The 25,587-nt window shown below is 49.8% G+C and carries 23 protein-coding genes; 14 read left to right on the top strand and 9 right to left on the bottom strand.

Annotation, left to right across the window (positions count from 1 at the left end; all coding sequences use genetic code 11):
- The first annotated feature begins 33 nt into the window (after positions 1–33).
- A complete protein-coding gene (locus JMW05_RS00770) occupies positions 34–783 on the top strand; it encodes a class II aldolase/adducin family protein (protein WP_227691382.1) in 750 nt (249 codons plus the stop codon).
- A gap of 258 nt (positions 784–1,041) precedes the next feature.
- Here JMW05_RS00770 and JMW05_RS12120 read toward each other — a convergent pair whose 3' ends face one another.
- The 5 genes from JMW05_RS12120 to JMW05_RS00745 form a co-directional block, all read right to left on the bottom strand.
- Complete coding sequence (locus JMW05_RS12120) at positions 1,042–2,553, bottom strand: amino acid ABC transporter permease/ATP-binding protein (RefSeq protein WP_201503528.1); 1,512 nt, start codon at positions 2,551–2,553, stop codon at positions 1,042–1,044.
- A 33-nt stretch (positions 2,554–2,586) separates the two neighbouring features.
- Complete coding sequence (gene argE / locus JMW05_RS00760) at positions 2,587–3,729, bottom strand: acetylornithine deacetylase (protein ID WP_201503527.1); 1,143 nt, start codon at positions 3,727–3,729, stop codon at positions 2,587–2,589.
- On the bottom strand, positions 3,729–4,706 hold the full coding sequence (locus JMW05_RS00755) for a LysR family transcriptional regulator (RefSeq protein ID WP_201503526.1): 978 nt from the start codon (positions 4,704–4,706) through the stop codon (positions 3,729–3,731). Before JMW05_RS00755 ends, argE begins: the two co-directional genes overlap by 1 nt.
- A 28-nt stretch (positions 4,707–4,734) precedes the next feature.
- Positions 4,735–5,406, bottom strand: coding sequence for a DUF1028 domain-containing protein (locus JMW05_RS00750; protein ID WP_201503525.1), 672 nt, complete (start codon positions 5,404–5,406; stop codon positions 4,735–4,737).
- Between the two features lie 98 nt (positions 5,407–5,504).
- Entirely contained in the window at positions 5,505–5,912 is a 408-nt protein-coding gene (locus tag JMW05_RS00745) for a RidA family protein (protein WP_201503524.1), read from the bottom strand.
- Positions 5,913–6,212: 300 nt separating this feature from the next.
- Between JMW05_RS00745 and JMW05_RS00740 the strand changes: the two genes are divergently transcribed.
- Positions 6,213–7,517: a flavin-containing monooxygenase gene (locus tag JMW05_RS00740; RefSeq protein WP_201503523.1), complete on the top strand. Its 1,305-nt coding sequence runs from the start codon at positions 6,213–6,215 to the stop codon at positions 7,515–7,517.
- Between the two features lie 60 nt (positions 7,518–7,577).
- Here JMW05_RS00740 and JMW05_RS00735 read toward each other — a convergent pair whose 3' ends face one another.
- From JMW05_RS00735 to JMW05_RS00725, 3 genes are all read right to left on the bottom strand, one after another.
- On the bottom strand, positions 7,578–8,003 hold the full coding sequence (locus JMW05_RS00735; RefSeq protein ID WP_201503522.1) for a tetratricopeptide repeat protein: 426 nt from the start codon (positions 8,001–8,003) through the stop codon (positions 7,578–7,580).
- A 176-nt stretch (positions 8,004–8,179) separates the two neighbouring features.
- Positions 8,180–8,932, bottom strand: a complete 753-nt coding sequence (locus JMW05_RS00730) for a type 1 glutamine amidotransferase (protein WP_201503521.1) — start codon at positions 8,930–8,932, stop codon at positions 8,180–8,182.
- A gap of 191 nt (positions 8,933–9,123) precedes the next feature.
- Positions 9,124–9,915 carry a hypothetical protein gene (locus JMW05_RS00725; RefSeq protein ID WP_201503520.1) on the bottom strand — a complete coding sequence of 264 codons (792 nt, stop codon included), beginning with the start codon at positions 9,913–9,915 and terminating at the stop codon, positions 9,124–9,126.
- A 257-nt stretch (positions 9,916–10,172) separates the two neighbouring features.
- On the opposite strand from JMW05_RS00725, the gene JMW05_RS00720 reads away from it, so the two are divergent.
- The 12 genes from JMW05_RS00720 (at position 10,173) to JMW05_RS00665 (ending at position 24,627) form a co-directional block, all read left to right on the top strand.
- Positions 10,173–11,156, top strand: coding sequence for a LysR family transcriptional regulator (locus JMW05_RS00720; protein WP_201503519.1), 984 nt, complete (start codon positions 10,173–10,175; stop codon positions 11,154–11,156).
- A 268-nt stretch (positions 11,157–11,424) separates the two neighbouring features.
- Positions 11,425–12,699 carry an NRAMP family divalent metal transporter gene (locus JMW05_RS00715; RefSeq protein ID WP_201503518.1) on the top strand — a complete coding sequence of 425 codons (1,275 nt, stop codon included), beginning with the start codon at positions 11,425–11,427 and terminating at the stop codon, positions 12,697–12,699.
- A 390-nt stretch (positions 12,700–13,089) separates the two neighbouring features.
- Positions 13,090–13,992: a methylisocitrate lyase gene (prpB, locus tag JMW05_RS00710; protein WP_201503517.1), complete on the top strand. Its 903-nt coding sequence runs from the start codon at positions 13,090–13,092 to the stop codon at positions 13,990–13,992.
- A gap of 46 nt (positions 13,993–14,038) precedes the next feature.
- Entirely contained in the window at positions 14,039–15,166 is a 1,128-nt protein-coding gene (gene prpC / locus JMW05_RS00705; protein ID WP_201503516.1) for a bifunctional 2-methylcitrate synthase/citrate synthase, read from the top strand.
- 87 nt (positions 15,167–15,253) lie between these two features.
- The gene (locus JMW05_RS00700) at positions 15,254–15,724 is read left to right on the top strand and encodes a SecDF P1 head subdomain-containing protein (protein ID WP_201503515.1); all 471 of its coding nucleotides are present in this window, start codon (positions 15,254–15,256) and stop codon (positions 15,722–15,724) included.
- Between the two features lie 64 nt (positions 15,725–15,788).
- Entirely contained in the window at positions 15,789–18,446 is a 2,658-nt protein-coding gene (gene acnD / locus JMW05_RS00695; protein WP_227691381.1) for a Fe/S-dependent 2-methylisocitrate dehydratase AcnD, read from the top strand.
- Between the two features lie 144 nt (positions 18,447–18,590).
- Positions 18,591–19,778 (top strand): 2-methylaconitate cis-trans isomerase PrpF, encoded by a 1,188-nt coding sequence (gene prpF, locus JMW05_RS00690; protein ID WP_201503514.1) that lies wholly within the window; start codon positions 18,591–18,593, stop codon positions 19,776–19,778.
- 75 nt (positions 19,779–19,853) lie between these two features.
- Positions 19,854–21,734, top strand: a complete 1,881-nt coding sequence (locus JMW05_RS00685) for an ABC transporter ATP-binding protein (protein WP_201503513.1) — start codon at positions 19,854–19,856, stop codon at positions 21,732–21,734.
- 95 nt (positions 21,735–21,829) lie between these two features.
- Complete coding sequence (locus tag JMW05_RS00680) at positions 21,830–22,414, top strand: GNAT family N-acetyltransferase (RefSeq protein ID WP_201503512.1); 585 nt, start codon at positions 21,830–21,832, stop codon at positions 22,412–22,414.
- Positions 22,415–22,574: 160 nt separating this feature from the next.
- On the top strand, positions 22,575–23,438 hold the full coding sequence (locus tag JMW05_RS00675) for a LysR family transcriptional regulator (RefSeq protein WP_201503511.1): 864 nt from the start codon (positions 22,575–22,577) through the stop codon (positions 23,436–23,438).
- A gap of 160 nt (positions 23,439–23,598) precedes the next feature.
- The gene (locus JMW05_RS00670; protein ID WP_201503510.1) at positions 23,599–24,024 is read left to right on the top strand and encodes a VOC family protein; all 426 of its coding nucleotides are present in this window, start codon (positions 23,599–23,601) and stop codon (positions 24,022–24,024) included.
- A gap of 81 nt (positions 24,025–24,105) precedes the next feature.
- Positions 24,106–24,627, top strand: a complete 522-nt coding sequence (locus tag JMW05_RS00665; protein WP_201503509.1) for a hypothetical protein — start codon at positions 24,106–24,108, stop codon at positions 24,625–24,627.
- Positions 24,628–24,670: 43 nt separating this feature from the next.
- Here the strand turns inward: JMW05_RS00665 and JMW05_RS00660 are convergent, their stop codons facing one another.
- Entirely contained in the window at positions 24,671–25,441 is a 771-nt protein-coding gene (locus JMW05_RS00660; protein ID WP_201503508.1) for an SDR family oxidoreductase, read from the bottom strand.
- Positions 25,442–25,587 lie beyond the last annotated feature (146 nt).

The raw sequence follows: 25,587 nt of genomic DNA, 5'->3' as shown, positions 1-25,587 counted from the left end.
ATAGTAATAATTTTATGGCGATAGAGGTGAGTGATGAGTGAGTTAACAAAGACAATGAGCGCGACCGAAGCGGATGCCCGTGTTGATCTTGCGGCATGTTTTCGCTGGTTTGCGCGTTTGGGTATGCATGAGGCGGTTGCCAATCATTTTAGTGCGTCTATATCGGATGATGGCAGCAAGTTTTTAATCAATCCAAAGTGGCAGCACTTTTCGACCATTAAGGCAAGCGACCTTATTGTGCTAGACACCAACAATCCCGATGAAACGCTACTTGCCAAAATCGACCCCACCGCATGGGCGATACATGGTCAAATCCATTTACTGCGCCCTGATGTCAAATGCGTGCTGCATCTGCATCCCATCTATACCACCGCGATATCGACGCTCAAAGACCCTACGATTAAGCCAATTGACCAAAACACGGCGCGTTATTTTAACCGCGTCAGTTATGACGATTGCTACCAAGGTATGGCTGACAGCGATGCGGAAGGCAAGCGCTTAGCAGAACTGTTGGGCGCGCACAGTCGCCTAATGATGGGCAACCACGGGGTGCTTATTGGCTCGCACAGCATTGGCGTTGCCTTTGATGATATGTATACCATTGAACGCGCCTGCCAAGTGCTGGCGACCGGCTACGCCACTAATCAGGACTTAAACCTCATCCCTGATGCAATGGCTGAAAAAACCGCGCAGGACTGGGAATCGATTGAAGATTTTAGCGAAGCCCACTTTGCTGAGACTAAGCGCGTGCTCCTGATAGAAGAACCTGACTTTGCTGAATAAGAAGTAAAACAGTTTCCTTAGCTATAATTAATCTTCTACAAAACTGGTATGGCAAGATTAAACTGTATTTTTCGTAGCCTCTGGAGACGAAGTCACAGCAAGCAAGAAAAATACCGTTTAATCAAGTCTATCTATGACGATATATCATTTTTAATCGTTAAAAACCCACTAAGAAATAAGCCCTCATGTGAGATGCCATGAGGGCTTATTTCTTAGTGGCTCATGACTGGTAATGAACCTTTTGGCATTGATGCAGTATCAATGTTTTTTTACAAACTGATTAAAGCGCTCGTTGGTGCTGTTTTTTAGTTCTGCTGGCGAGCCTTGCTCGACGATGTGCCCGCCTTCCATAAAGATGACGCGATCAGAGATGTTAAAGGCAAAGTTCATTTCGTGAGTGACGATAATCATGGTCAGTCCCTCTTTTGCCAGCTGCTCCATCACTTTTAAGACTTCGTTGACCAGCTCAGGGTCGAGCGCCGAGGTCGGCTCATCAAACAAGATGATAGACGGCTCCATCGCGAGCGCACGTGCAATCGCCACACGCTGCTGCTGACCGCCTGAGAGCTGGTGCGGGTATTTTTTTGCATGCGCTTTCATACCCACTTTATCGAGCATCGCAATCGCTGTCAGCTGATTGATGCCTTTGTCGTACATTTTGTGGTACTGCGGTGCGAGCATGATGTTCTCAAGTACCGTCTTGTGCGGAAACAAGTTAAAGTTCTGAAACACCATGCCGATATGGATAATTTGTTCTTTAAAGGCTTTTGATTTGTCCGTCAATGTGGTGTCTTTTAAGAAGGGATTGCCCATCAGATTCACCGTGCCTTTATTTAGCGTCTCCAAACTGTTTAAAGTGCGGATAAAGGTGGTTTTGCCTGAACCTGAAGGACCAATAATAGAAACCACCTCGCCCCATTTGACGTGCAAATCAATGCCTTTTAATACGTGGTGCTCGCCGTAGGATTTATGAATATCTATGGCTTCGAGCGCATACTCGCCTTTTTTGACCTGATTGATGTCTTTATAGTTATTCAAGGATTTGTTGCTGACCATATTATCGACCAGCTCCCCCTCAGCTAAGATGGCAGGATTTTTTTGGGTGATATCAATAAACTTTTCAAAGCGCTGAATTAAAAACCCAAACACGGTGACAATTAAGATGTAGTAAAACGCAACCGCCAGCATGGTCTCAAGTACCAAGAAATTTTGTGCATACAATCTCTGACCGACCAATAAAATCTCAGTCAAGGAGATGACAGACACCAAAGAAGTGAGCTTTACAATCACGATAAACTCGTTACTGAGGCTTGGTAAGGCAATGCGTAGCGCCTGCGGGACAACAATCAATCGCTGAATGCCGACAGGCTTGAGCCCCAGCGCTTTGCCCGCTTCAAACTGCGCTTTACTCACCGCATTGAGACCGCCGCGATGAATCTCCGCGATATACGCCGACTCACACAAGGTCAGCGCAATCAAACCTGACGCGAATGACGACGCTAGAATAACGCTCGTTGATGGGAAGACCTGCGGCATACTATAAATAAAAATCAGCAGCACCAACAGCGGAATACTGCGAAACAGCCAAATATAAGCGCGGCTCACTAGCGAGACAGGCTTTACTTTGGATTTTTTACCAAGGGCGAGGACGAATCCTAAGACAATACCCAACAACCAAACCAAGACACTTAGCTCAATGACGGTTAAGGTGGCTTGCCAAAAGTTTTTGTCTTTTAATAAACTAAACGTATATACCCAGTCAAATTGCATAATCTGTCCTCTATGTGTGGTTAAGGCATGTGGCTACACCAATGTTTCTACAAGTCGGTTTAAAAAGTCATGGCACGCGTCGAGCTGACGGATGGCAATGTGTTCGTTGGGTTTGTGCGCCACATCAATAGCGCCTGGGCCACACACCAAAATAGGCGTGTCAAAATGCTGCTGAAACAAGCCCGCCTCTGTACCGAACGACAGCTTGGTCGTTTTAGCATTGGGTAGCAGCTTTTGTAAATTGACAACCTCGCTATGTACCGCATCGGTAGACAGCCCAGGGTATTGATTGATGCTTTGAATATCGTAGTGAAGCTGCGTATCGGCATGGCTGCATGAAAACTGTTTTAAAATCTCAGCTTGTACAAAAGAGATGCTGTCTTCGGCGACGTTACGGATTTCGTAATCGAGCTGGCAAAGATTGGGCACGACATTGAGCGCCGTGCCGCCATGAATCTTGCCCACATGGATGGTGGAATAAGGAATGTCATAGCCTGTATCAATATACCCTGTCGCCTGCACCGTTTTCTGTGCGCTGATTAAGCTTTGGACAAATTGACTGGCACCATGAATGGCATTGGTATAGTTAGGCGCGAGGGCGGAATGCCCTTCTGTGCCGTGAAAACACACTTGAAACACCGCTTTGCCTTTGTGACTGGTCGCCACGTTCATCAACGTTGGCTCACCGATAATGGCTACTCTGGGTGGGACGATTAATTCTTTAATTTGATCCAAAATATGCCTGACGCCCACACAGCCAATCTCTTCGTCATAAGACAAGCACAGATGCAGCGGATAACGTAGCGGCTTATCAGCAGCGGCTTTGATAACGACCAAGGCGCAAGCAATAAAGCCTTTCATATCTGCCGCACCGCGCCCATACACGCAGCCCTCTTTTATCACCGCGCAAAAGGGGTCGGTATCCCAATCTTGCCCTTCAACAGGCACAACATCGGTATGCCCTGACAGCAACACGCCAGCGGTGTCTTTGGGGCCTGTACTGATAAACAAATTGGCTTTGTTCTGCGCGTCGTTGTAGTTGCTGATAATGTCGATATTGTCGTGTTCTAAATAGCGTTTGACGTAGTCAATAAGCGGCAAGTTGCTGTTATAAGAGGTGGTATCAAACGAGATGAGTGTGGTTAATACGTCGATATATTCCCGCGCAGCGTTCATCAGCTTTCCTTATCGTTTGGACTTTTCATGTGGGCTTCTGCAAAGTAAGACACACTCATACCTGGGATGTATTGGTTTGAGATAAAGGCCTGACAGCGGCTAGAAAAGGCTTGCTGTACGTTGGTCAAGCGGGCATTTTTTGGCGCGGCGATGCCAATTTTCATCGGGCGCGTGTCGCCTGCGATTCTGACCATGACCAGTTTTTTGCCATCATTGGAATAATTGCTCTTTGGGCGCACGTTTAGGATGGTATAGCCGATATTGTTGCCGACCATCGAGCGGATGACGTCCACATATTTGCAGGTGTCGATGATGTTTGGTTGTAGGTTTTTATTTCTAAATAAGGACAAAAAGTATTCATTGCTGTATGGCATATCGAGCAATATCATCGGGTACTCGGTCAGCTCCTCGAGTGTTATCGCCTTGCTTTTGGCGAGTGGATGCGTCTCAGCGAGCAATACATACGGCGGTAAGTCAGCAAGGGGTGTGAAGTTAATTAAGTTTTCATCAATATGCAGGTCATACAAAAGTGCCAAATCCAAGGTGTTGTTCATCAGCCCTTGTAATAGGTTGTGATGGTCGTCTATCACCGCTTCTAAATCGACTTGTTTATACAGGCTTGAAAACCCGTGAATGATGTCGGCATAGATATGCGGAGCAAACGCTGAAAAACAGCCTACTTTTAGCTTGCCGCGCATGACGCCTGTAAAGTCGGCTGACATCGAATACAAATCAGAAGACTGCGCCAAAATCACTTTACACGCCTCTTTTACCTGCTCGCCAATCTCAGTTAATAGCAATCCCTTGGCATGTTGACGAATGAACAGCTGAACATGCAGCTCTTCTTCCATATGCGCGATGGCGGCCGATATAGACGGCGATGAGATATGGATTTTTTCAGCGGCAATAATGATGCTACCGCTCTCTGCCGTTGTGACAAAATATTCCATTTGACGTAAAGTAATGCGACTTAACACGATAGATCCTTTGTTTGTTTGTCTGTAATTACAAGTCCCCAGGCACCCCGTAACTCGGTGAGATGGTGGGATTGATTGCCCTGACGATATAGTCTTCTAGCTGTGGTTCGTAAATACCCCAGAGCTGCTGCAAGTCTTCGATGGGCGTATCTGACCAATCGACTCGCAAATCCACAATCGGCCATGCGGCTTTGTCCACCACGAGTAGCCCCGCAGAATGCACGTCACCCGCTTCGCCGCCTGCGTGGTAGCCCGATACTAAGCTTGCAAGCAAGCGGCTGGCAAGCGCGCCTTTGCTTTTTTCAAAGGTTTCAAGCATCGCGGCAGGTACAGAAGGATTGTCCAGCAAATTACCTGCGCAGGCGGCATACTTGCCTTCGGCGGTCGCAAAGGTGCCGAGGGTATGCGCGCCACTAAACACAAAGGGCTGATTGGTCGCGTTCAATGCCATCAGCTGACGGTATTCAATAAACTCCGTGCTCTTAACCAGCTCATGACCTGCATCGGTCGGCGTGAGATTGTATTGCATCATCTCAATAAGCACTTGCGATAAATTGGGGTCGGTGATGTTTTGACTGGCGACTACGCCAACGCCTGCTTTAGCGCGGATACAACGCGAGGCGACTGCGGGTGACGACGAGCTGATGGCAGCCCCTAACTGACCTGTCTTTTCACAGCGCGCGATAATAGAAAATGTCATCGTTTGTCCTTATTCTTAGTTATAAAAGTATCAATACCGTGTACTTGTTTGGATTGGCGTTGTTGGCGTTAAAGCAAACATAACGCTAAGCCTGCGGCCTAAATCACCGCAATGGCGTCGATTTCGACCAACCATTCAGGACGTGCCAGCGCTGATACCACAATACCTGTCGATACAGGGTGTACGCCTTTGAGCCAGCGCCCGACCACGCGGTACACCTCTTCGCGGTAGCGCGGGTCGATGATGTAGATGGTAATTTTGCAGATATCGGCAAGCTCACCGCCCGCCTCAGCCAGCAGCATATTGATATTGTGCATTGCCTGTTCGGCTTGACCTTTGACATTACCGATACAAACGCTTTCGCTGGTGTCCAAATCTTGACCAATCTGTCCGCGCAAAAACACAGTGCTGCCTTTGGCAACGACGGCTTGGCACAAGTCGTTATCGATGTTTTGTTCAGGGTACGTGTCTTTGGTGTTAAACGGTCGGATACGGGTGTGTTTCATAGACTGCCTCTTGCTAAAGACGGATGATAAATGTGAAGTAGTAGGCGCGAGACAAAGTAGGAGTGCTTTATTCTTAATGCCCAAAGCGTGGTTTTGCGCCTTACATTCAGTATGTCGGAATTCAAAACCAAGGCAAATTAAGAATTCCTTTCCAGTGATTAGGCTTATCCGTATCAGAGTGATTCGGTTTTTTTGAGGCAGGTCTTCAGGACATACGATTGTCATTAAAAATAAAGAAAAACTATGATGAAGGTCATGGTCGTGAGTGAACACCTTAACTTCTGTAGAGAGAATAAGTCTATGTCAATCGATAACAAAAACGTGGATACGCTGGTGGTGGGTTCAGGTCAAGCGGGTATCGCGATGAGCGAGCATTTAAGTCAGTTGGGCATTGAGCATTTGGTCTTAGAAAAAGACAGAATCGCCGAAGCATGGCGCACGCGCCGCTGGGACTCATTGGTCGCTAATGGTCCTTGCTGGCACGACAAGTTTCCGAGCATGGACTTCCCGCATGACCCAGACAGCTTTGTGCCGCACAATGAGGTGGCGCAGTATTTTGAAGATTATGCCAAAATGATTGCTGCGCCTATTGAGACAGGTGTTGAGGTACAAAAGATTGTCAAAAATAAGCGCCAAAAAGGCTTTAGCGTCACCACCAGTCAAGGAACGCTGTCCGCGAATAATATCGTTGTCGCCACAGGGCCATTTCAGCAGCCCATCATTCCTGCTATCGCGCCACAAAACCCAAGCTTTTATCAAATCCATTCTGACCAATACAAAAACCCTGAGCAGTTGCCAGAGGGCGCAGTACTGGTGGTGGGTGCAGGCTCATCAGGCGTACAAATTGCCACCGAGCTCAATAACGCAGGCAAAAAAGTTTATCTCTCCGTCGGTCCACATGAGCGCCCACCACGCAGCTATCGCGGTCGCGATAATGTCTGGTGGCTCGGGGTGCTGGGAACGTGGCATGAAAGCACACCGCCACAGCGCCCAATTAAAGGCTTTGCGGTCAGCGGTATGAACGGCGGACAAAGCGTTGATTTTCGCAAACTGGGACATGATGGCATCACGCTGGTCGGCATGACCAAAGCCTTTACTGACAGCGCGGTGACGTTTAATGACGACTTGGTGGACAATGTACTGAGTGCCGAGAAAAACTATCTAACCAGTCTGGATGAGATGGATAAGTATATCGAGGACAATGGCTTGGACTTGCCCGAAGAGCCTGAAGCCAAAGTCTTTATGGACATGCCTGAGTGTCTGAACGCGCCGACCTTGTCTTTAGATTTTGACAAAGACAACATCACCAGTGTCATTTGGGCATCAGGTTTTGGCTACGATTATCATTGGCTGGATTTTGATATCTTTGCGGACAATGGCGCACCGATACACAACCGTGGTGTCACCAGTGAGCCAGGCATTTATTTTGTCGGTCTGCCGTATTTGTCGGGTAAAGGCTCAAGCTTTATTTGGGGCGTGTGGCACGATGCCAAACGCATCGCGGAATATATCGATATTCAAAGACATTATCATCGTTATCAAGCGGCTGATAAAAGCGATAACCGCACAGTTGAGGTAAATCTCGCCAGTCCTGCCCCCTTATAACGCGCTCAATACCCAAACAACCTGCCTGTCGGTTGTCAGTTCATCAACAGGCAGCCAGCATTAACGAGCAGCCAACTGCTGAGCAAGCTGTTCCTCTATTTCTGCTTTGAGTACTTTGTCATCACTCTTATTGGCGCTGGCTTTGGCATTTTGTAGGTTCACAATCGCCGCCTCATTCTGTCCCAGCTCAAGCTGTAGCATCGCCATCGAAAACGCAATAGAGGCCATATGGTCTTTTGCATTGATAGCGACCGCTTTGCTAAGCGCTTTTTCATAGAGCGCGAGGGCGTCTTCACGCGATTCTGTAAAGTCGGCTAATGTCTCCCACTGCTCTGGATGGTCTTTGTCCGTATCTTCGTTAGCGGTGCAGATGGTCTGCAATACAGCGTAATGGGCATCAAAAGCCGCTTGGTCACCGCGTCTATCGGCATCCAATAGCTCTTCCGCCAAACTATAGATGGACTTATATATTTTGGTATTAATCATGGCAGACTCCCCTGCGTTACTGCTGCTCATCAGCAATAAGCAAGCGTTTATGTATAAAGGTGTTGGTGTATAAAGATAACGGGCGACCATCATAGTGAATCGCGATAAAAATAGATACCACGCGTTAAAGGCTTATTGGACAGCTTGCCATCTTAAACATGGAAGCAGCGATATCATTAGACGCCCCACTTGCCAGCAAGCCTGTTCAATATCGTCATCAGCCATGCGTTGTTGTCATTAATATGCGCAGGCGCAGCAGTTTTAATCACGTCCACAGACTGTACGCTATCAGGATAATTATCGTGCTCGCTTTGGATTTCTGCTGCGCCGTGCGCAAGCATGTTATTCATACTATCGGTAGTCACTTCAAAATGACACTGCCACGCCAGCGTATATGCGCCCGCGTCTTGCTGCGCGCTGCTTTGGTAAATAAAGCCTTGATTCATCCACGCATCTGATTCGGCAATCGCTATTGCGCCCTTTGGTACGCTAAAGCCATCACCATGCCAGTGAAACACGGTAAAGGGCTCGCTGGGTAAGCCGTTTAACAACGGATGTACTGCAGCTGCTGGCGTGAGGGTAATTGGCAGCCAGCCGATTTCTTTCACCCCTGATGGCGCGACCTGCCCGCCCAGCACGTGCGCGATAAGCTGTGAGCCGAGGCAAATCCCCAACACGGTCTTGCCCGCGTCAATACTTTGCTGAATAAAGGGCTTTTCTTGCACGAGCCATGGGTATTCGCTCTCATCATGGATACTCATTGGACCACCCATGACAATCAGCCAATCAAAATCCGCTTGCTCGGGCAAGCTATCGCCCTGATAAAAGCGCGTGTAGCTGACGGTATGCCCTTGCGTGTCCGCCCAATCGGCAATGATGCCCAAATCTTCAAAGTCGACGTGTAGTAATGCGTGAATACGTAATGTCATAATGTGCCCGCTGTGTGCCAAAAACGTATTAGCATAAAGTGCTGACGCGGCACGGTCAAATGTAAAAAAGAATGGCTTATGCGACGGGCGTGTTTATCATCAAGCCGCTTATCTTTGGCAGATAGTTACGCATCTGGCGAACAACCAATAGCCACTAAATTGAAGAATCGAAAAGAAAAGACAGGCAAGGTTTATTTCGACGTATCCCGATACAACGTCGTCTGTGCTTCTTCGCGGAAGTCTTCGTAAGTGATGGGCGCGTTGTCCGCCGTCACAGGTGTTGGCGCTGCTGCATTGTCACTGGCGGCAGTAGTGCTTGCATCCGTATCCGAGGCAGTGGTCGTGTTCTCAGGCGCTACTGCTTGAGTGGCGGTAGTGGCTGGTGCAGGCGTCGATGCGCTATCGGTGGTCATGACTGCTGGCGTGTCGGTATTTGCGTTGTCATCGCCCATCACCGTAGTCAGCACATCAGGGTCGAGCGCAAAGATAGCCAAAGCACTGATAATGACACCGCTGACAATACCAATAATGAGTAGCATCAGACCACGCAATACATGCTTTGACGTTTTGGTTACAGGTTTTTTCTTTTGCAAGGTGTGCGGCGCAGGCTCTGGCGGCTCTACGGTCATCAGCGGGCAAGACAGTGCGGCGTTTTCGTCCTCAAACCCGCCAGCCTCTACCCTATCAAAGGTGGGCGGCGGCTGATGCTCGGCAGCGACTTCTTCGGGATGCTCGGCATCATAACGCGCGGCAATGACTTCGGTTTGCTCATTAAATTCAGCAAACATTTGTAATTCTTCATCACTTAACGGCTCAAACGCGTCGTGATCCAGCACGCTGTCTTGCGGTGTGCTTGAGGCATTACCCCCCTCAATTTGTTGCATTCTTTCTAAAAAACGCTCATAAATGTCACCTTGTCGACCATTTGTGTCAGTCGTCAAGTCAGGAGGGTGTCTTTGAGCGTCATCATTATTATTATTCATAATGTACCGAGCCGTATGCGCTGTGCTATGTTTAGCCTGTGATATAGGGGCAATCTGTTGCAAAAGGCGTCACCCTTTTAGCAAAAATGGGGCAAATACTTTGATACCTGTATGTCATAGACTTTCAATATACGGTATCTTAACCCCTATGGTTACCTTATAAATCTTGCATAAAATACGCCAAAAAGATACCGAACAAGTGCTGCTTTTTTGCTACTGTTGCGGCATCGCTCGATAACTTATCGCTATGGACAATCATGGATATCAAACAGCTCAAAGCGTTTGTGGCCATCGCTGAGGCGCAAAGCTTTAGCCTTGCCGCTGAGCGCACACAACTCTCGCAGCCGAGCCTCAGTCGCTTGTTAAAACAGCTTGAGACGACCATGGGGGTGCTGCTCATTGAGCGTCAGCACCGTCCGCTACAACTGACCGAGGCGGGCGAGTTTTTTTATAAAAAAATGCGCACGCTGCTCATTGAGATGCAGACCATCACCAGTATGACCCAGCGTCTTGCCAATCCCAGCCCTGAGCTGCGTATTGGTTTTGTACCCTCGGTATTATATGGGCTGCTGCCCGAGGTCATCGCCACGCTCAAGCGAGCGCATGCCGATATTGAGGTGCGCTTGTGTGACATCAGCTCGTATCAGCAGCTAAAGGCGCTCAAATCGGGCGAGATTGATGTGGGCTTTGGGCGCTTTTTTTATCAAGACGCATGGACACAGCAGGTATTATTGCGGCATGAGCGCTATATGGTGGCGCTACCCAAGGCGCATCCTGCGGCAAACGCGGCATATCAGCGCTTGAGTGATTTGGCGCAGCAGCACTTGATTTTGTATCACAATACGCACCTGCCTGCCCGTCAGGCCATCGTCACGGAGGCGCAGCAGGCGGATGCTGAGCGTCTGGTGAGTGAGCCGCCTGTGACCGAGCCCTTGCTGCATATCTTTGCCCAATATGGGATAACGCCATTACTCACGACCAAGGTCAGCGATTTGCAGGTGGCGCTCGGTTTGGTGGCCGCAGGTGAAGGCATAACGCTCGTCCCCGCCAGCCTACAGAGCGTACGCAGCGCGCAGATTGCCTATCGACCGCTGTGGCATGAGGATGTGACTTCGCCCATTTATTTACAAACGCTCAAAGACCGCCCACATCCGCGCGTGCCTGACTTGCTGTCCGCCATCTATCAGGTGTATGAACAGCGCGGCATCACTTATCGTAAGCAGTCGGTGCTGCCTGTTTAGCCTCCAGCTGCCTGATGGGCGGTCCGATGAATGGTGCTGTCAGGCGACCCAATGACCCACGCGCCCATCTGCTTTTGCTCACTTTCTATGCACTTTATGCTACAGTCTTCTCTTTTCTTTCGCCAAAGATAATGGACGCCGAGTCTCACGTCATCATAGCTTGCGGTATGGTGACTGAGCTGGGGCACGTCTGACAGTCATTGATAACACGGACAGCGCGTTTATTATCTTTGGTATGGCGACACGATAGAGAGTCTAATGAGGTTCTATGAGTACATCCTACCCCGACACGGCACAAGCCGATAACGCACAGCCGCAGGGCTTTAGCTGGCGTATCTTTGGTCCAGGCATTCTAATGGCGACAGCAGCGATTGGCGGCTCGCATCTGATTTCATCGACGCAGGCGGGCGCGCTATACGGCTGGCAGCTGGCGATTATGATTGTCCTTGCCAATTTGTTTAAGTATCCGTTTTTTCGCTTTGGCACCGATTATGTCTATGACACCAATGAAAGTCTGATTGCAGGCTACGCTAAGCGCTCACCCGCTTATCTGTGGGTATATTTTGTGTTGTCCATCCTCTCTGCGGTCATCAGCACGGGCGCAGTGTCCTTGATTGCGGCGGTGATTCTCGGCTTTATGCTGCCTGAGTCGTTGGGCTTATCGACGATGACGCTCGCCTTTATCGTGACGGCGGTCTCTTGGGTGTTTTTGATTGGCGGACACTTTCGCCTGCTGGATAAAGTCACCAAGTGGATTATGATATCGCTCACCGCCGCGACCGTGATTGCGGTGATGATTGCGGCGGGCAAGCCTGCGGTGATGACGCCTGATTTTGTGGCGGCTTCGCCTTGGAACTTGGCGACGCTAGGCTTTATCGTAGCACTGATGGGCTGGATGCCCGCGCCGCTAGAATTTGCCGCGATTACCTCGATGTGGACGTCAGCCAAGGTGAAAGCCGACCATACCAACCACCGCCAAGGCTTGCTGGATTTTAATGTTGGCTATTTGATTTCGGCCATTTTGGCGCTGTTTTTCTTATCGTTGGGCGTCTTCGTACAGTACGGCTCGGGGCAGCCGATTGAGACCGCTGGCGGGGCGTACATCGCGCAGCTGATTGGTATGTATACCAATACCATCGGCGATTGGTCGCGTCTGCTCGTCGCCTTTATCGCCTTTATGTGTATGTTCGGCACGACCATCACTTGTGCTGACGGCTACGGTCGCGCCAATGCCGAATGCTGGCGCTTGATACGCGGACAAGAGGAGATTAATAAAAAACAAATTGCCTTTTGGACGACCTACGCTATCGGTGGCGGCTTAGTGATTATTACTTTCTTCACAGGTCAGCTGGGTTCCATGCTTAAATTCGCTATGATTTCGGCATTCGTTTCTGCGCCGATTTTTGGTTGGTTAAACTACTCCTTGGTCAAAAACCGCCAAAAGCTGTCCTTTGGTATGAACGCGTTGTCTATCGCAGGTCTTATCTTCTTGGCAGGTTTTGCGCTGCTGTTCCTAGCCAACTTGACAGGACTGCTTGCGTAAGCGCATCGCGGTAACGACTTATCCTATAAATAAAAACCCGCCAGCGTCCTGCCAGCGGGTTTTTTATTGCCAAAAATAACGCTAATCAGCAAATGCCCTGCCCTTGTTAATTGTCCTTTTTTAAATTAATGCCAAAAGTAATGTAAAAAAGTGTAAGTGATGTACCGCCTAGTTTTTTGGGTATTTTTTAAATATGAATAGTAAATGCAAAAATACTTAGCCTGCACATAAGAGTATGTAAAAAACAAATAGTAGCGTTTGTTATTGGCTAAATGTGGATTTTTAGCCTGTTTTCTGGCTTTGAACTGCGTGAATTTTGGGCGTATGCTTGACGAACAGCACATTTATTGATTGTTATTGATTATTGATTACATCGCATAAGGACATGTCATGACCGCATCTGCAGGCGCACGCTTTTATCATACCCTCACCGAGCACACCAAGGCTGGCAAGCCATTACAGATTGTCGGCGCGATTAACGCCTACAGTGCCATGCTGGCGAGCCAAGTCGGGCATCAGGCGCTGTATCTGTCGGGTGCAGGCGTGGCAAATGCGTCCTTTGGTTTGCCTGATTTGGGTATGACCAGCCTTGACAATGTGTTAGAGGACGCCCGCCGTATTACCGACGCGGTAGACACGCCGCTACTTGTAGACATTGACACGGGATTTGGCGGTGCGTTCAACATTGCGCAAACTATCAAGAAAATGGAAAAAGCAGGCGTGGCGGCGGTGCACATTGAAGACCAAGTGGCACAAAAACGCTGCGGACATCGCCCCAACAAGTCCATTGTCAGCATTGCAGAGATGACAGATCGTTTAAAAGCAGCGCTGGATGCGCGCACGGACGCCGACTTTGTGGTGATGGCGCGTACCGATGCGCTCGCGGTCGAAGGATTGGATGCGGCGGTCGAGCGTGCCGTTGCCTTTGCTGAAGCGGGCGCGGATATGATATTTGCCGAAGCGCTGACCGATATCGAGATGTATCGCAAGTTTACCGAGGTTTTGGACATTCCCGTGCTTGCCAACATGACCGAGTTTGGGCAGACCGAATTGTACAGCACCGAGGCGCTGTTTGATGTCGGCGTCGAGATGGTGCTTTATCCGCTCTCAGCATTTCGTGCGATGAGCCAAGCGGCGCTCAATGTCTATCAGCATATCTTAGCCGACGGCTCGCAAGCGGCGGTGGTCGATACGATGCAGACGCGGATGGCGCTGTATGACTTCTTGGGTTATCACGCGTATGAAGAAAAGCTCGATACCTTATTTAAAGACAAACCGAACCAAGACCAATAAAATTCTTATCAAACCCCTTTTTTTGCATTGAACAAGGACGTGATGCATGACAACGACAAAACAACTCTCAGGCGCAGGACTGCGTGGGCAAGTGGCTGGCAAGACCGCCTTATCCACCGTGGGCAAATCAGGCTCAGGACTGACCTATCGCGGCTATGACATCAGCGAGCTGGCTGAAAAGTGTCTCTTTGAAGAAGTCGCTTATTTGCTGCTATACGACGATTTGCCCACCCAAAGCGAGCTTGCTGCCTATCAAGACAAGCTGCGCGGACTGCGCGCCTTGCCCGACGCCTTAAAAACCGTACTCGAAAACGTACCAGCGGACGCGCACCCCATGGACGTACTGCGCACAGGCTGCTCAATGCTGGGCAACCTTGAGACCGAGACCGACTTTAGCCAGCAGCAAGACAAGACCGACCGTATGTTGGCGCTGTTCCCCGCCATCATTACCTATTGGTATCGCTACAGCACAGACGGCGTGCGTATTGATACACAGACCGATGAGGCGACCATTGGTGGGCATTTCTTACATTTATTACATGGCAAAGCGCCCAGCGCCCTACACGAAAAAGTGATGAACGTCTCACTCATTCTCTATGCCGAGCACGAGTTTAACGCCTCGACCTTTAACGCGCGGGTGTGCGCCTCGACCTTATCGGACATTCATTCGTGCATCACAGGCGCTATCGGCACATTGCGCGGGCACTTGCACGGCGGCGCCAATGAGGCGGCAATGGCGATGCTTGAACGCTTTGACAGTCCTGAGCATGCCGAAGACTCACTACTCACAATGCTGGATAATAAAGAAAAAATCATGGGCTTTGGTCACGCCATCTACCGCGACAGCGACCCGCGCAATGTGGTCATTAAACAATGGGCAGAAAAGCTGGCAGCAGAGGTGAATGATGACAGTCTGTATCCCATCTCGGTACGCGTTGAGGACGTCATGTGGCGCGAGAAAAAAATGTTCGCCAATGCCGACTTTTTCCATGCGTCCGCCTATCACTTTATGGGCATTCCCACCCAACTGTTTACGCCAATTTTTGTGTGTTCGCGGGTGACAGGCTGGGCGGCGCATGTGTTTGAGCAGCGTGCGGACAACCGCATCATTCGCCCAAGCGCGGACTATATTGGCGAGGACGCCCGTAGCGTGCCTGAGATTAGGGCGCGTTAAGTTAAGATTACTTCACACTCACTTCAATTTGCCAAAACTAAAAGTGGATTGAGGTGAGTCCAGCTTCTATCTCGCGAATTTCAGCTTATGAAAAGAACCATATCATTAACTATAGTGTGTTTTTTAGCTTTAACAGCATGCACAGGCGCTAACAGTCTACAAGCGAGCACTGATTGCAGAAATGTTAGTCCGTATGACGAAATAGCGAATGATGGTATTTATCTTATAGACTCAACCGTACATGAGCAAACTGAGAATACAGCCGTTGTTGTGGGTGACCCACTCGTTAAATATGGTGACATCGAAAGCGTCGAGTTATACCCCGATGAAGATAACCAGCTTAGTATTTATTTTACTATTGATTTTGAAACAGGCATAAAGCTAAGTGGGATAACACAACGCCATATTTCTGAATATATGGCTTTAGTTTTAGATAATAGGATAGTAAATGTCAGTCAAATCCAAGCTGCTATAAACACAAGCTTTATTCTTAGTAGATTCAATTCTAATCAAGAAGCCGAGCAAATATATTCGAAAATTAAGTGCAATATCAAATAATAAAAACGTCTTTAGTAAATTAAAAACACCCCCATGCCAACCCGCCAACCGCTACAGGTGACTTATGGACAAGACCCCAGTACAACCGATGAACCATCAATACAAAACCCAGCTGCCAGACACCGACCTATATTACTTTGACACCCGTGCGGCGGTGGACGCTATCGAGGCGGGCGCGTATGCCAAGCTGCCTTTTTGCTCCAAGGTGTTTTGCGAAAATCTGGTGCGCCGCTGCCCGCCTGAGGACTTGAGCGCTGCCCTATCCCAGCACATCAACCGCCAGCAAGATATGGACTGGCCGTGGTATCCTGCGCGCGTGGTCTGTCATGATATTTTGGGGCAGACAGCGTTTGTCGATTTGGCGGGACTGCGCGAAGCGATTGCCGAAAAAGGCGGCGACCCTGCCAAGGTCAATCCCATTGTGCCCACCCAACTGATAGTTGATCATTCATTAGCGGTCGAGCACGCGGGCTTTGAGGACAATGCCTTAGAAAAAAACCGCGCCATCGAAGCGCGGCGCAACCAAGACCGTTTTGACTTTATCAATTGGTGCCAAGACGCCTTTGATAATGTCAATGTCGTGCCGCCCGGTAACGGCATCATGCACCAGATTAACCTTGAAAAAATGTCGCCTGTAGTGCAGCAAGCAAAAGACAGCGCGGGCGATGTCGTTGCCTTTCCTGACACCTTGGTCGGTACGGACAGTCACACGCCGATGGTCGATGCGCTCGGCGTGATTTCGCTCGGTGTGGGTGGGCTAGAAGCCGAAAGCGTCATGCTGGGCAATCCGTCCTATATGCGCGTGCCTGATATTATCGGCGTCGAGCTGACAGGAAAGCTGCAAAAAGGCGTGACGGGTACGGATTTGGTCTTATCTTTAACCGCCTTTTTACGCGAGCAAGGCGTGGTCGGCAGCTATCTAGAATTTTTTGGTGCAGGGGCGCGCAGTCTGAGCGTGGGCGACCGTGCTTCGGTGTCGAATATGACGCCCGAATATGGCGCGAGCGCGGCGATGTTCTATATTGACGAGCAGACGCTCGATTATCTGCGCCTGACAGGACGCAGCAGCGAGCAAGTGCAGCTGGTCGAGCAGTACGCGAAGGCGGCGGGACTGTGGGCGGATGCCATGACCGAGGCGGTTTACACGAGCACGCTACAGTTTGACCTATCCCAAGTGGTGCGCAGCATCGCTGGACCCTCGCGCCCTCACGCTCGCGTCTCGACCACCGATTTGGTGAGTACAGGCATCGCGCACAGCGTCACTGAGGGGCATAGAGACGACACTCACCCTGCCAGCATGCCTGATGGCGCGGTCATCATTGCTGCCATTACCAGCTGTACCAACACCTCCAACCCGCGCAATATGATTGCCGCAGGCTTGGTGGCGCGTAATGCCAACCAAAAAGGCTTGCTGCGTCAGCCGTGGGTTAAAACCTCGCTCGCCCCTGGCTCAAAAACTGTCAAAATGTACTTAGAAGATGCCAATCTATTGCCCGAGTTACAAAAGCTTGGCTTTGATGTGGTCGGTTTTGCGTGTACCACCTGTAACGGCATGAGTGGTGCGCTCGACCCTGATATCGAGCAGCAAATCATCCGCCGCGACTTATTTACCACCGCTGTACTCTCAGGCAACCGTAACTTTGATGGGCGCATTCACCCCTTTGCTAAGCAAGCCTTTTTGGCGTCGCCGCCCTTAGTCATCGCTTACGCCATTGCGGGCACTATCCGTTTTGATATTGAAAAAGATGCTCTTGGCTATGACGATACAGGCGCGCCGATTTATCTTAAAGACATTTGGTTCGATGATGCCGAAGTCGATGCCATCGTGAATGAGGCGGTCAAGCCTGAGCAGTTTAACGCCGTGTACATCCCGATGTTTGATGCCGAAAAAAACAGCCATGACAAGAGCGTCAGCCCGCTGTATCCGTGGCGCAGTCAAAGCACCTATATCCGCCGTCCGCCTTATTGGGAAGGCAAAATGGCGCGGCAAAACCGCCTGACAGGCATGCGTCCGTTAGCCATCTTGGGCGACAACATCACCACCGACCACCTATCACCCTCTAACGCCATCATGCCCGACTCTGCCGCTGGCGAGTATCTGCGCAGCATGGGACTGCCCGAGGAAGATTACAACTCGTACGCCACCCATCGCGGCGACCACCTGACCGCCATCCGTGCGACCTTTGCCAATCCTAAGCTGATTAATGAGATGGCGTGCGACCCACGCGGCACGGTCATACAAGGCGCATATACGCGCGTCGAACCCGAAGGGCAAATTATGCGCATGTGGGAAGCAATAGAAACCTATATAGAGCGCGGACAGCCGCTGATTATCATCGCAGGTGATGGCTACGGGCAAGGCTCGAGCCGTGATTGGGCAGCCAAAGGCGTACGGCTGGCGGGTGTGGAATGCGTGGTCGCCGAAGACTTTGAGCGCATCCACCGCCAAAACCTCGTGGGCATGGGTGCATTGCCCTTGCAGTTCGTTGAAGGCGTTAACCGCCATACCTTAGCGCTTGATGGTAGTGAAGTGTTTGATGTTAAAGGGGACGTCTCAGCAGGCGGCGAGATGACGCTCATTATTCATCGTCTTGACGGCAGTGTCGATAAAACGCCTGTCATTTGCCGCTTAGATACCGCCGATGAGCTAAAAATGTACCAAGCGGGCGGCATGCTCCAGCGTTTTGCTAAGGAGTTTATTGAGGCGGCGGATGCGGCGTAGGGTGTTGATTGTGGATGGTTGGTATAAAAAGTTGAGCGTTGGACGGTGCTTTATTCATGATGCTCATGTTTTGCCAAAGAAATGGAAACGGAAACGCTAATCGCTCGATTGTCTTATCATAAAAACAATTAAAAGGAATTTACCATGCCCCAAACCACGCCAGCCCCTCAAATATCTATCCCCGCCATTTATATGCGCGGCGGCACGTCAAAGGGTACGTTTTTTAACCTTGCTGACCTGCCCAAGCGTTGCCAAGTCGCTGGCGCGGCGCGGGACAAACTGCTGCTGCGTGTGGTCGGCAGTCCTGATCCGTATGGCAAGCAAATCGACGGTCTTGGCAACGGCAGCTCCAGCACCTCAAAGGCGGTCATCCTATCCCCCGCCCCTGACGGTGCGCACGATGTCAATTATCTGTTTGGGCAAGTCAATATCACCAAGCCCATGATTGACTGGAGTGGTAATTGTGGCAATCTAAGCGCGGCGGTCGGTGCGTGCGCCATTCACATGGGGCTGGTCGCGCCCGAGCGTATCCCAGCGGACGGTATCTGCACGGTGCGTATCTGGCAAGAAAACATCGGCAAGACCTTGATTGCGCACGTGCCTATTGCGGCGGGACAAGTGCAAGAGACAGGCGATTTTATCTTAGATGGCGCGCCCTTTCCCGCTGCCCGAATCCAAGTGGACTTTATCAGCCCCGCGCCTGAAGGCAGCGATATGTTCCCGACGGGCAATCTTACCGATACCTTGAGCGTGCCTGAGATTGGCAGCTTTCCCGTCACCTTTATTAATGCGGGCATTCCGACCGTGTTTTTGCGCGCCGAGGATTTGGGCTTAACCGCCACCGAGCTACAGGCGGACGTGAACAACGACAGCACATTATTAACACGCCTTGAGCGCATCCGCGCCCATGCGGGGGTGGCGATGGGCTTATTTAGCGACCCAAGTGACGCCGAGACGCGCCAGCATACACCTAAGCTGGCTTGGGTCGCCGCGCCAAAGGCGTACACCGCGTCGAGTGGCAAGCAGGTCACGACCGAGGACATCGACCTCTTGGTACGGGCGATGAGTATGGGGCAGCTACACCACGCGATGATGGGCACGGCAGCGGTCGCCATCGCAGCGGCGGCGACCACCACAGGCACGTTGGTAAACGAAGCTGCTGGCGGCGGCAGCTTGTCTGAGGTGCGCTTTGGTCATCCCTCAGGCACACTGCTGGTTGGCGGTCAGACCGAGCAAGTCGATGGGCGCTGGCAAGTCGCCAAAGTCAGCATGAGCCGCAGCGCACGGCGTATTATGGTGGGGCACGTGTTTGTGCCTGCGGACAGCTTTTAAGATACGCGCCAGCAACCAACGCCGCCAATAAAACACGCTATCATAATGGCTCACGCCTGTTACCACTGAACGCTTATGCCCATATCCGACCCCGTTATCCTAAAAAAAGAAAAACAACAAGACAATAAAAACAATACCCCCAAAAAACCGCCCGTCCCCAAAAAAGAGCGGCGGGCGCTCTTGTGGGACATCCTAAAAAAGCTTGCCATCTTTGCCGCGCCGTATAAAGGGCTGATTGTCTTAACCTTAATACTGACGGTGCTTGGCTCATTCACCGCGCAGGTCAATGCCTTTGTGCTGCGTTATACCGTCGATACCTTGACCGAGATTGCCACCCTCGCCGAGCCGTGGCAGGCAGGCGTGCGTATGCTTGGTATTATCAGTGCGATTTTGCTGGTGAAAGAAGTGCTGGCGATTTTTGTGTCGTTTGGGCAGCGTTACTTTGGCGAGCGTATCCGTATTAACCTGTCTCGCGATTTATCACAGCGCGTGGTCGAGCGCATTTTGACGTATCGCATGGCGTTTTATACCAGCAGTGAAAACGACAGTGGCAAATTGCAAACGCGCATTGATTTGGGCGTCAGCAGTCTGACCAGCTTGGTACAAAATTTCTTTATTGATATGTTGCCGCTGTTTGCCAGTGCCATCGTGTCGCTTATCATCATGTTTAGCGCCAACTTTTGGGTGGGTATGGTTGGGCTAATTATCGTGCCGATTTACTTTTTTATCAGCCAAAAACAAGCCAACCGCTTACAAGGCTACCGCAGGCAGATGCGCGGCTTTCGCGAGACCAAAAGCGGGCTGGTGATTTCTTTAATCAACGCCATTACCGTGGTCAAATCCTTTGTGCGTGAGCCGATTGAGGCGCAAAAGCACTTTGAGATTCAAAAGGAGATGACCGACAATCAGCTACGCATCCGCAGCCTTGCTTTTATTTACGACGCGGTAAAAACCTTTATTGAACAAATTGGCGTGGTGGCGATTATCTTACTCACCGCCTATTTTGTGCTACAAGGTGAGATGACTATTGGCATGATTTTGTTTCATGTCATGCTGTTTCAAAACGTCGCCGCCCCCATTCGCCAGATGCACCGCATCTATGACCAAATCAACAATGCTTTGACCTACGCTGAGGGCTTTTTTGATATTTTAGAGGATGATGCGCAAATTGAGCGCACCGACGGCATCAAAAGCGACCATTTACATGGCGATATCGAGCTTAAAAACGTCAACTTTACTTATCCAAACGGGACCAAGGCGCTCAATGACGTCAGCTTTAGCATTAAACCAAACCGCATTACCGCGCTTGTCGGTCTAAGCGGCGCGGGCAAAAGTACCATTATCAATTTGCTGGTTAAGTTTTATGAGCCAGATTCGGGCGCGATTTATTTAGATGGTCTGGCGCTTGAGGATTACGACACCCAAGCCCTGCGCCAAAAAATCGGGCTGGTGCTGCAAAGCAATCATATCTTTTCAGGCACGATTAATGACAACATCCGCTACGGCAATATGGACGCGGACACCGACGCCATCGTCAGCGCCGCCAAAAAAGCCTCGATACACGAGCAAATCATCGCCCTGCCCGATGGTTACGACAGCGATGCCAAGTCGCTATCGGGCGGACAGCAGCAGCGGATTGCGCTGGCACGTATGTTTTTAAAAGACCCGCCCATCGTGTTTTTGGATGAGCCGACCGCGAGTCTTGACGCCATCGCCAGCCAGCAAGTCAAAAAGAGCCTTGATTTGATTAAAAAAGACCGCACTGTCATCATTGTCTCGCACAATATCGCGCAGATTATTGATGCTGATGACTTGGTGGTGATTGAAAACGGGCGCGTGGTCGAGACAGGCACGCACGAGGCGCTGTATGCCAAGCGCGGCAAGTACTTTGAGATATTCTCTGCCATGTCGGACAGCCTAAACTTAGACAAAATCAGCCGCACGCTACAAGGATAAATCGCCGCAAACGCGTTATAATGCGCCGCTGACAGCCGCTATCTTTGTTTTATCGGCTTTGCTGTTGCCTAATTGACAAAAGTTTTGAGTGACGTATGACCACCTTTTCTATCAAGACCTTTGACGACCTTACAGGCGTCGACGTATACCATATCCTAAAAGCCCGCTCGCAAGTGTTCGTGGTCGAGCAGCAATGCCCGTACCAAGATATGGACGAGCTGGACTTTGACTGTCTGCATTTGGTCGCGCACCAAAACGACACGCTGGTCGGCTATTGCCGCATCATCCCGCCCAAGGTCAATACCCTGCACACCCATGACGACATTGCCAAAGCCGCCATCGGGCGCGTGCTGGTGCTGCCGCAGCATCGCGGTGCGGCGATTGCCCAGCAGATTATGCACCATGCCATCAAACACTGCCGCAAAAAGTACGGCAAAAAACCGATTGTCATCGCCGCGCAGACCTATTTGATGGATTTTTATACCTCATTGGGCTTTGAGGCGGTCGGCGAGCGCTTTTTAGAAGACAATATCGAGCATATCATCATGATATTGCACCTCAAAAAACCAAAACCGCCCAAGGTCAAAGGCGAAACCACCAAAAGTGCTGTCATCTTGCAGATACTGCTGCTGGTCATGAGTGTCTTGTTTTTGGCGGGCGTGGTGTATTTAATAGTGTAAATGAAATGCACTTAACAGCCGAGCGCTAAACGCTGACGGTCATTGATGCCACTATAAATTGAGCCATGTTTGCTATTGTCTAAAAGGAGCAATAAACGCATAAAAGGAGTGTTATTCATTGCTATAAAATCATGCTCTTTTAAACAAATAGGGACAGCAAATGATTAAGGAAATCAAAACCTTTGTAGCGGTCTGCGAGCTTGACAGCTTCACCGCTGCGGCGCGCAAAGCCAATCTGACGCAATCAGCCATCAGCTCGCAGATTAAAACCTTAGAGAAGTCTTTAGGGTTTCCCGTTTTCAATCGCTACGCCAGAACCATCAGCCTAAACGCACAGGGCAAGCGCATATTGCCGATTGCTAAAGAAATTCTAAAGCTGTACAGCTCAATGCAACTGCCGTCGGAGACCAATATTGCCAACTATCATGGTCAGCTTAAAATCGGCGCTATTGGTTCTGTACAAGTCGGTATTCTTCCTAAGATTTTGAAATCCATTCAAGTTTTAGCGCCCTCCATGCAAACAGAAGTCATACCGGGACGCTCCATAGAGCTGATTGCTCAGCTAGAGGCAGAAGAGATTGATGCCGCCATAATCGTGCGCCCAGCGTTCGAGCTGCCAAAAACGATCTGCATCGACCTTGTTATGAGTGAGCCTTACGTGCTCATCAGTCCTAAAAAATGGGCGTCCTACAGCTTTCAAAAAATGCTCGAAAGCTACCCGTTTATACAATACAGCCTCAAGTCCTCAGCAGGTATGCAAATCAATAAATTTCTTAAGCAGCAAGGGATGCATGTCAACACGCTCATGGAGCTCGATGATCTCGATGCGATTGCCACGATGGTTGAATCCAACCTCGGCATCGCCATCATTCCTTACGCTGGATTCTGGATTAAACATGAGGCCTCAGTCACCGTGCAGCATTTAAACAGCGAGGATATAAAAAGGGATATCGTACTTGCTTATCGTTACAGTGATCGTGAGCAGCCAAAGATAGCCGCCTTAAAAGAAGTACTCGCCTTGTAGTCCTAGTAGCCTTAAAAACGATTGATAAAAACTACCGTAGCGTGACACCTACTTTCGAGACCATAAATAATTAGGGCTGAGAATAGATTTATTGCGTTTTTCTTGTGCATGGTCTTTCGTTATCATAATTTCACGGATTCCAAAAAATTAAGAGGACATTATGAGCTTATCACCTTTTCACCTCGCCATACCTGTCTATGATATCGATGCGGCGCGCTCGTTTTATCGGGATGTGCTTAATCTAGAAGAAGGGCGCGCCAGCACACAATGGGTCGATTTTGACTTTTATGGTCATCAGGTCGTCATACACGAGCACCCTAAAACGCCGTCTCAAGAGAGCGCGCATACCAATGTCGTCGATGGACATGACGTGCCTGCCCCGCACTTTGGCGTAGTGTTGCCTTGGGCACAATGGGAAGATCTGGCAAACAGATTAAAAGACAACGACATAGCGTTTGTTATCGAGCCGTATGTTAGATTCAAAGGCGAGGTTGGCGAACAGGCGACAATGTTCTTTTTAGATCCTTGTGGCAATGCCTTAGAATTTAAAGCCTTTAAAGATATGAGTCAGCTGTTCGCCAAGTAAGGTTTATAAACTGCGCCTTTTGATAAAAATAACTATAATACGCTTAATATTTAGACTTAAGTTCGTTTTTAAGGGGCATTTATGAACCGTTTTTATAAGATTGGCGCGGGTGTGTTGTTCATCACGTACACCTTGAGCGCGCAGGCAAGTATCGATTTAAGCACTTATCTACAGCCAATGATGGCGGGATGTGCTGGACATTTATCCTTTGATGATGACGATGCGTTTACAGACATAGGCGATGCGCTTCTTCGTAAAGAAGTGGTGTTTATGTACCCTTATACAGACAGCGATGGCAACTCAACAACCACGACGTACTATTTTAAAGACGCGACTGCTTTTGGCTACCCGATTGTTAAGATAGAAGACTTTCAAGGCTATGAATGGGGACATCAAAAGGTATTTTTTAAGGACAATAAATTTTTAACGCTGCGCCCGCAGTTTAAGCTGCCCGCTACGGATAAAAAAGGCTATACCGCTGATGGCGTCTTACTAGAGGTGTTAAACAACAACTTTAAAGGCTACTTAACACAAGATGTTGGCTATACAGAACTAATTTTTGACAGACAAGAGCACAGCATCTCGTGTGGTAGCGGTATTTAATGACAGCAATAGCTTAATCTTTCTTCTTTTTGCGTGTTACCCATCACCACGCAATCTTCTCCCCTGCCCAATCGACAAAGCTGCCACTGTCCGCCGCCCGCATGGTGGCGAGCACATTGAGCAGCTGCTCAGCGCTATAGTCTGGCGAAAACAGCTTATCCTCCGCGACATTGCCTTGAAACGGCTCGGACAGCGTGGTGTCCACCGTACCTGGCTGCATGACCACCACGCAGGTATTGGGCAAGGAGCGCGCCCATTCAATACTGACATTTTTCATGCCCATATTTAGCGCCGCCTTACTCATACGGTAGCTGTACCAGCCGCCCAGCTGATTGTCACTGATGCTGCCGACCCGCGCTGATAACACTGCAAAAATGGCGGGCGCGTCCTCGGTGCGCGTCGCCTTTTGTAATAGTGGTCTAATATGTTTGGCGAGCAGTAGGCTGGCGAGCGCGTTGACCTTCATGTTTTGCACAAAAAATTCAGGCGAGAGCTGGCGCAATGACTTTTCAGGCTGCTGATTGCCATCGTGCAGCAGTCCAATACAGTTAATCACCCAGTCAATGTGCGTGGTTTTTGTTTTTATCGTCTCTACCGCATTTTTAATACTGTCTTCATCGGTCAAATCCATCTTGACCCACGTCACCTGCGGCATATCAGGCGGCGGGCGTTTGTGATAGGTGGCGATAAGTGTGGCGCTATTTGTGCTTTTCTCATTGCCATGCTGATGACTTGCCAGTTGGCGCAGCATTGCTTGCCCGATACCGCCTGTCCCGCCGATGATGAGATACGTCTTATTTGTCTGTTGCTCCATGCTTTGCGCCCTTATAGTGTTGTTTGCTTTTATTTTTATTGCTTAACTTGTTATTAATTTATCCATCGTGATGGAATTAGCATAAAAGCTTGCGCCGATGGCTTACAGAGGTTTATTGTTACCCGCCTTGTGCCGCCTGAGTGCCG

The sequence above is a fragment of the Psychrobacter aestuarii genome, from assembly GCF_904846035.1.
GTDB lineage: Bacteria > Pseudomonadota > Gammaproteobacteria > Pseudomonadales > Moraxellaceae > Psychrobacter > Psychrobacter aestuarii.
The sequence above is the reverse complement of the archived record's forward strand: the minus strand, read 5'-3'. Positions and strand labels throughout refer to the sequence as shown.

Excerpts from the sequence above, each read along its gene's own strand:
- JMW05_RS00675 (WP_201503511.1), top strand. The coding sequence starts at position 22,575 with ATGATTAAGGAAATCAAAACCTTTGTAGCGGTCTGCGAGCTTGACAGC.
- JMW05_RS00700 (WP_201503515.1), top strand. The coding sequence starts at position 15,254 with ATGAAAAGAACCATATCATTAACTATAGTGTGTTTTTTAGCTTTAACA.
- JMW05_RS00715 (WP_201503518.1), top strand. The coding sequence starts at position 11,425 with ATGAGTACATCCTACCCCGACACGGCACAAGCCGATAACGCACAGCCG.
- JMW05_RS00720 (WP_201503519.1), top strand. The coding sequence starts at position 10,173 with ATGGATATCAAACAGCTCAAAGCGTTTGTGGCCATCGCTGAGGCGCAA.
- JMW05_RS00685 (WP_201503513.1), top strand. The coding sequence starts at position 19,854 with ATGCCCATATCCGACCCCGTTATCCTAAAAAAAGAAAAACAACAAGAC.
- JMW05_RS00770 (WP_227691382.1), top strand. The coding sequence starts at position 34 with ATGAGTGAGTTAACAAAGACAATGAGCGCGACCGAAGCGGATGCCCGT.
- JMW05_RS00750 (WP_201503525.1), bottom strand. The coding sequence starts at position 5,406 with ATGACATTTTCTATTATCGCGCGCTGTGAAAAGACAGGTCAGTTAGGG.
- JMW05_RS00740 (WP_201503523.1), top strand. The coding sequence starts at position 6,213 with ATGTCAATCGATAACAAAAACGTGGATACGCTGGTGGTGGGTTCAGGT.
- JMW05_RS00660 (WP_201503508.1), bottom strand. The coding sequence starts at position 25,441 with ATGGAGCAACAGACAAATAAGACGTATCTCATCATCGGCGGGACAGGC.
- argE (WP_201503527.1), bottom strand. The coding sequence starts at position 3,729 with ATGAACGCTGCGCGGGAATATATCGACGTATTAACCACACTCATCTCG.
- JMW05_RS00730 (WP_201503521.1), bottom strand. The coding sequence starts at position 8,932 with ATGACATTACGTATTCACGCATTACTACACGTCGACTTTGAAGATTTG.
- JMW05_RS00665 (WP_201503509.1), top strand. The coding sequence starts at position 24,106 with ATGAACCGTTTTTATAAGATTGGCGCGGGTGTGTTGTTCATCACGTAC.
- JMW05_RS12120 (WP_201503528.1), bottom strand. The coding sequence starts at position 2,553 with ATGCAATTTGACTGGGTATATACGTTTAGTTTATTAAAAGACAAAAAC.
- JMW05_RS00745 (WP_201503524.1), bottom strand. The coding sequence starts at position 5,912 with ATGAAACACACCCGTATCCGACCGTTTAACACCAAAGACACGTACCCT.
- prpF (WP_201503514.1), top strand. The coding sequence starts at position 18,591 with ATGCCCCAAACCACGCCAGCCCCTCAAATATCTATCCCCGCCATTTAT.
- prpB (WP_201503517.1), top strand. The coding sequence starts at position 13,090 with ATGACCGCATCTGCAGGCGCACGCTTTTATCATACCCTCACCGAGCAC.
- JMW05_RS00735 (WP_201503522.1), bottom strand. The coding sequence starts at position 8,003 with ATGATTAATACCAAAATATATAAGTCCATCTATAGTTTGGCGGAAGAG.
- acnD (WP_227691381.1), top strand. The coding sequence starts at position 15,789 with ATGGACAAGACCCCAGTACAACCGATGAACCATCAATACAAAACCCAG.
- JMW05_RS00670 (WP_201503510.1), top strand. The coding sequence starts at position 23,599 with ATGAGCTTATCACCTTTTCACCTCGCCATACCTGTCTATGATATCGAT.
- JMW05_RS00680 (WP_201503512.1), top strand. The coding sequence starts at position 21,830 with ATGACCACCTTTTCTATCAAGACCTTTGACGACCTTACAGGCGTCGAC.
- prpC (WP_201503516.1), top strand. The coding sequence starts at position 14,039 with ATGACAACGACAAAACAACTCTCAGGCGCAGGACTGCGTGGGCAAGTG.
- JMW05_RS00725 (WP_201503520.1), bottom strand. The coding sequence starts at position 9,915 with ATGAATAATAATAATGATGACGCTCAAAGACACCCTCCTGACTTGACG.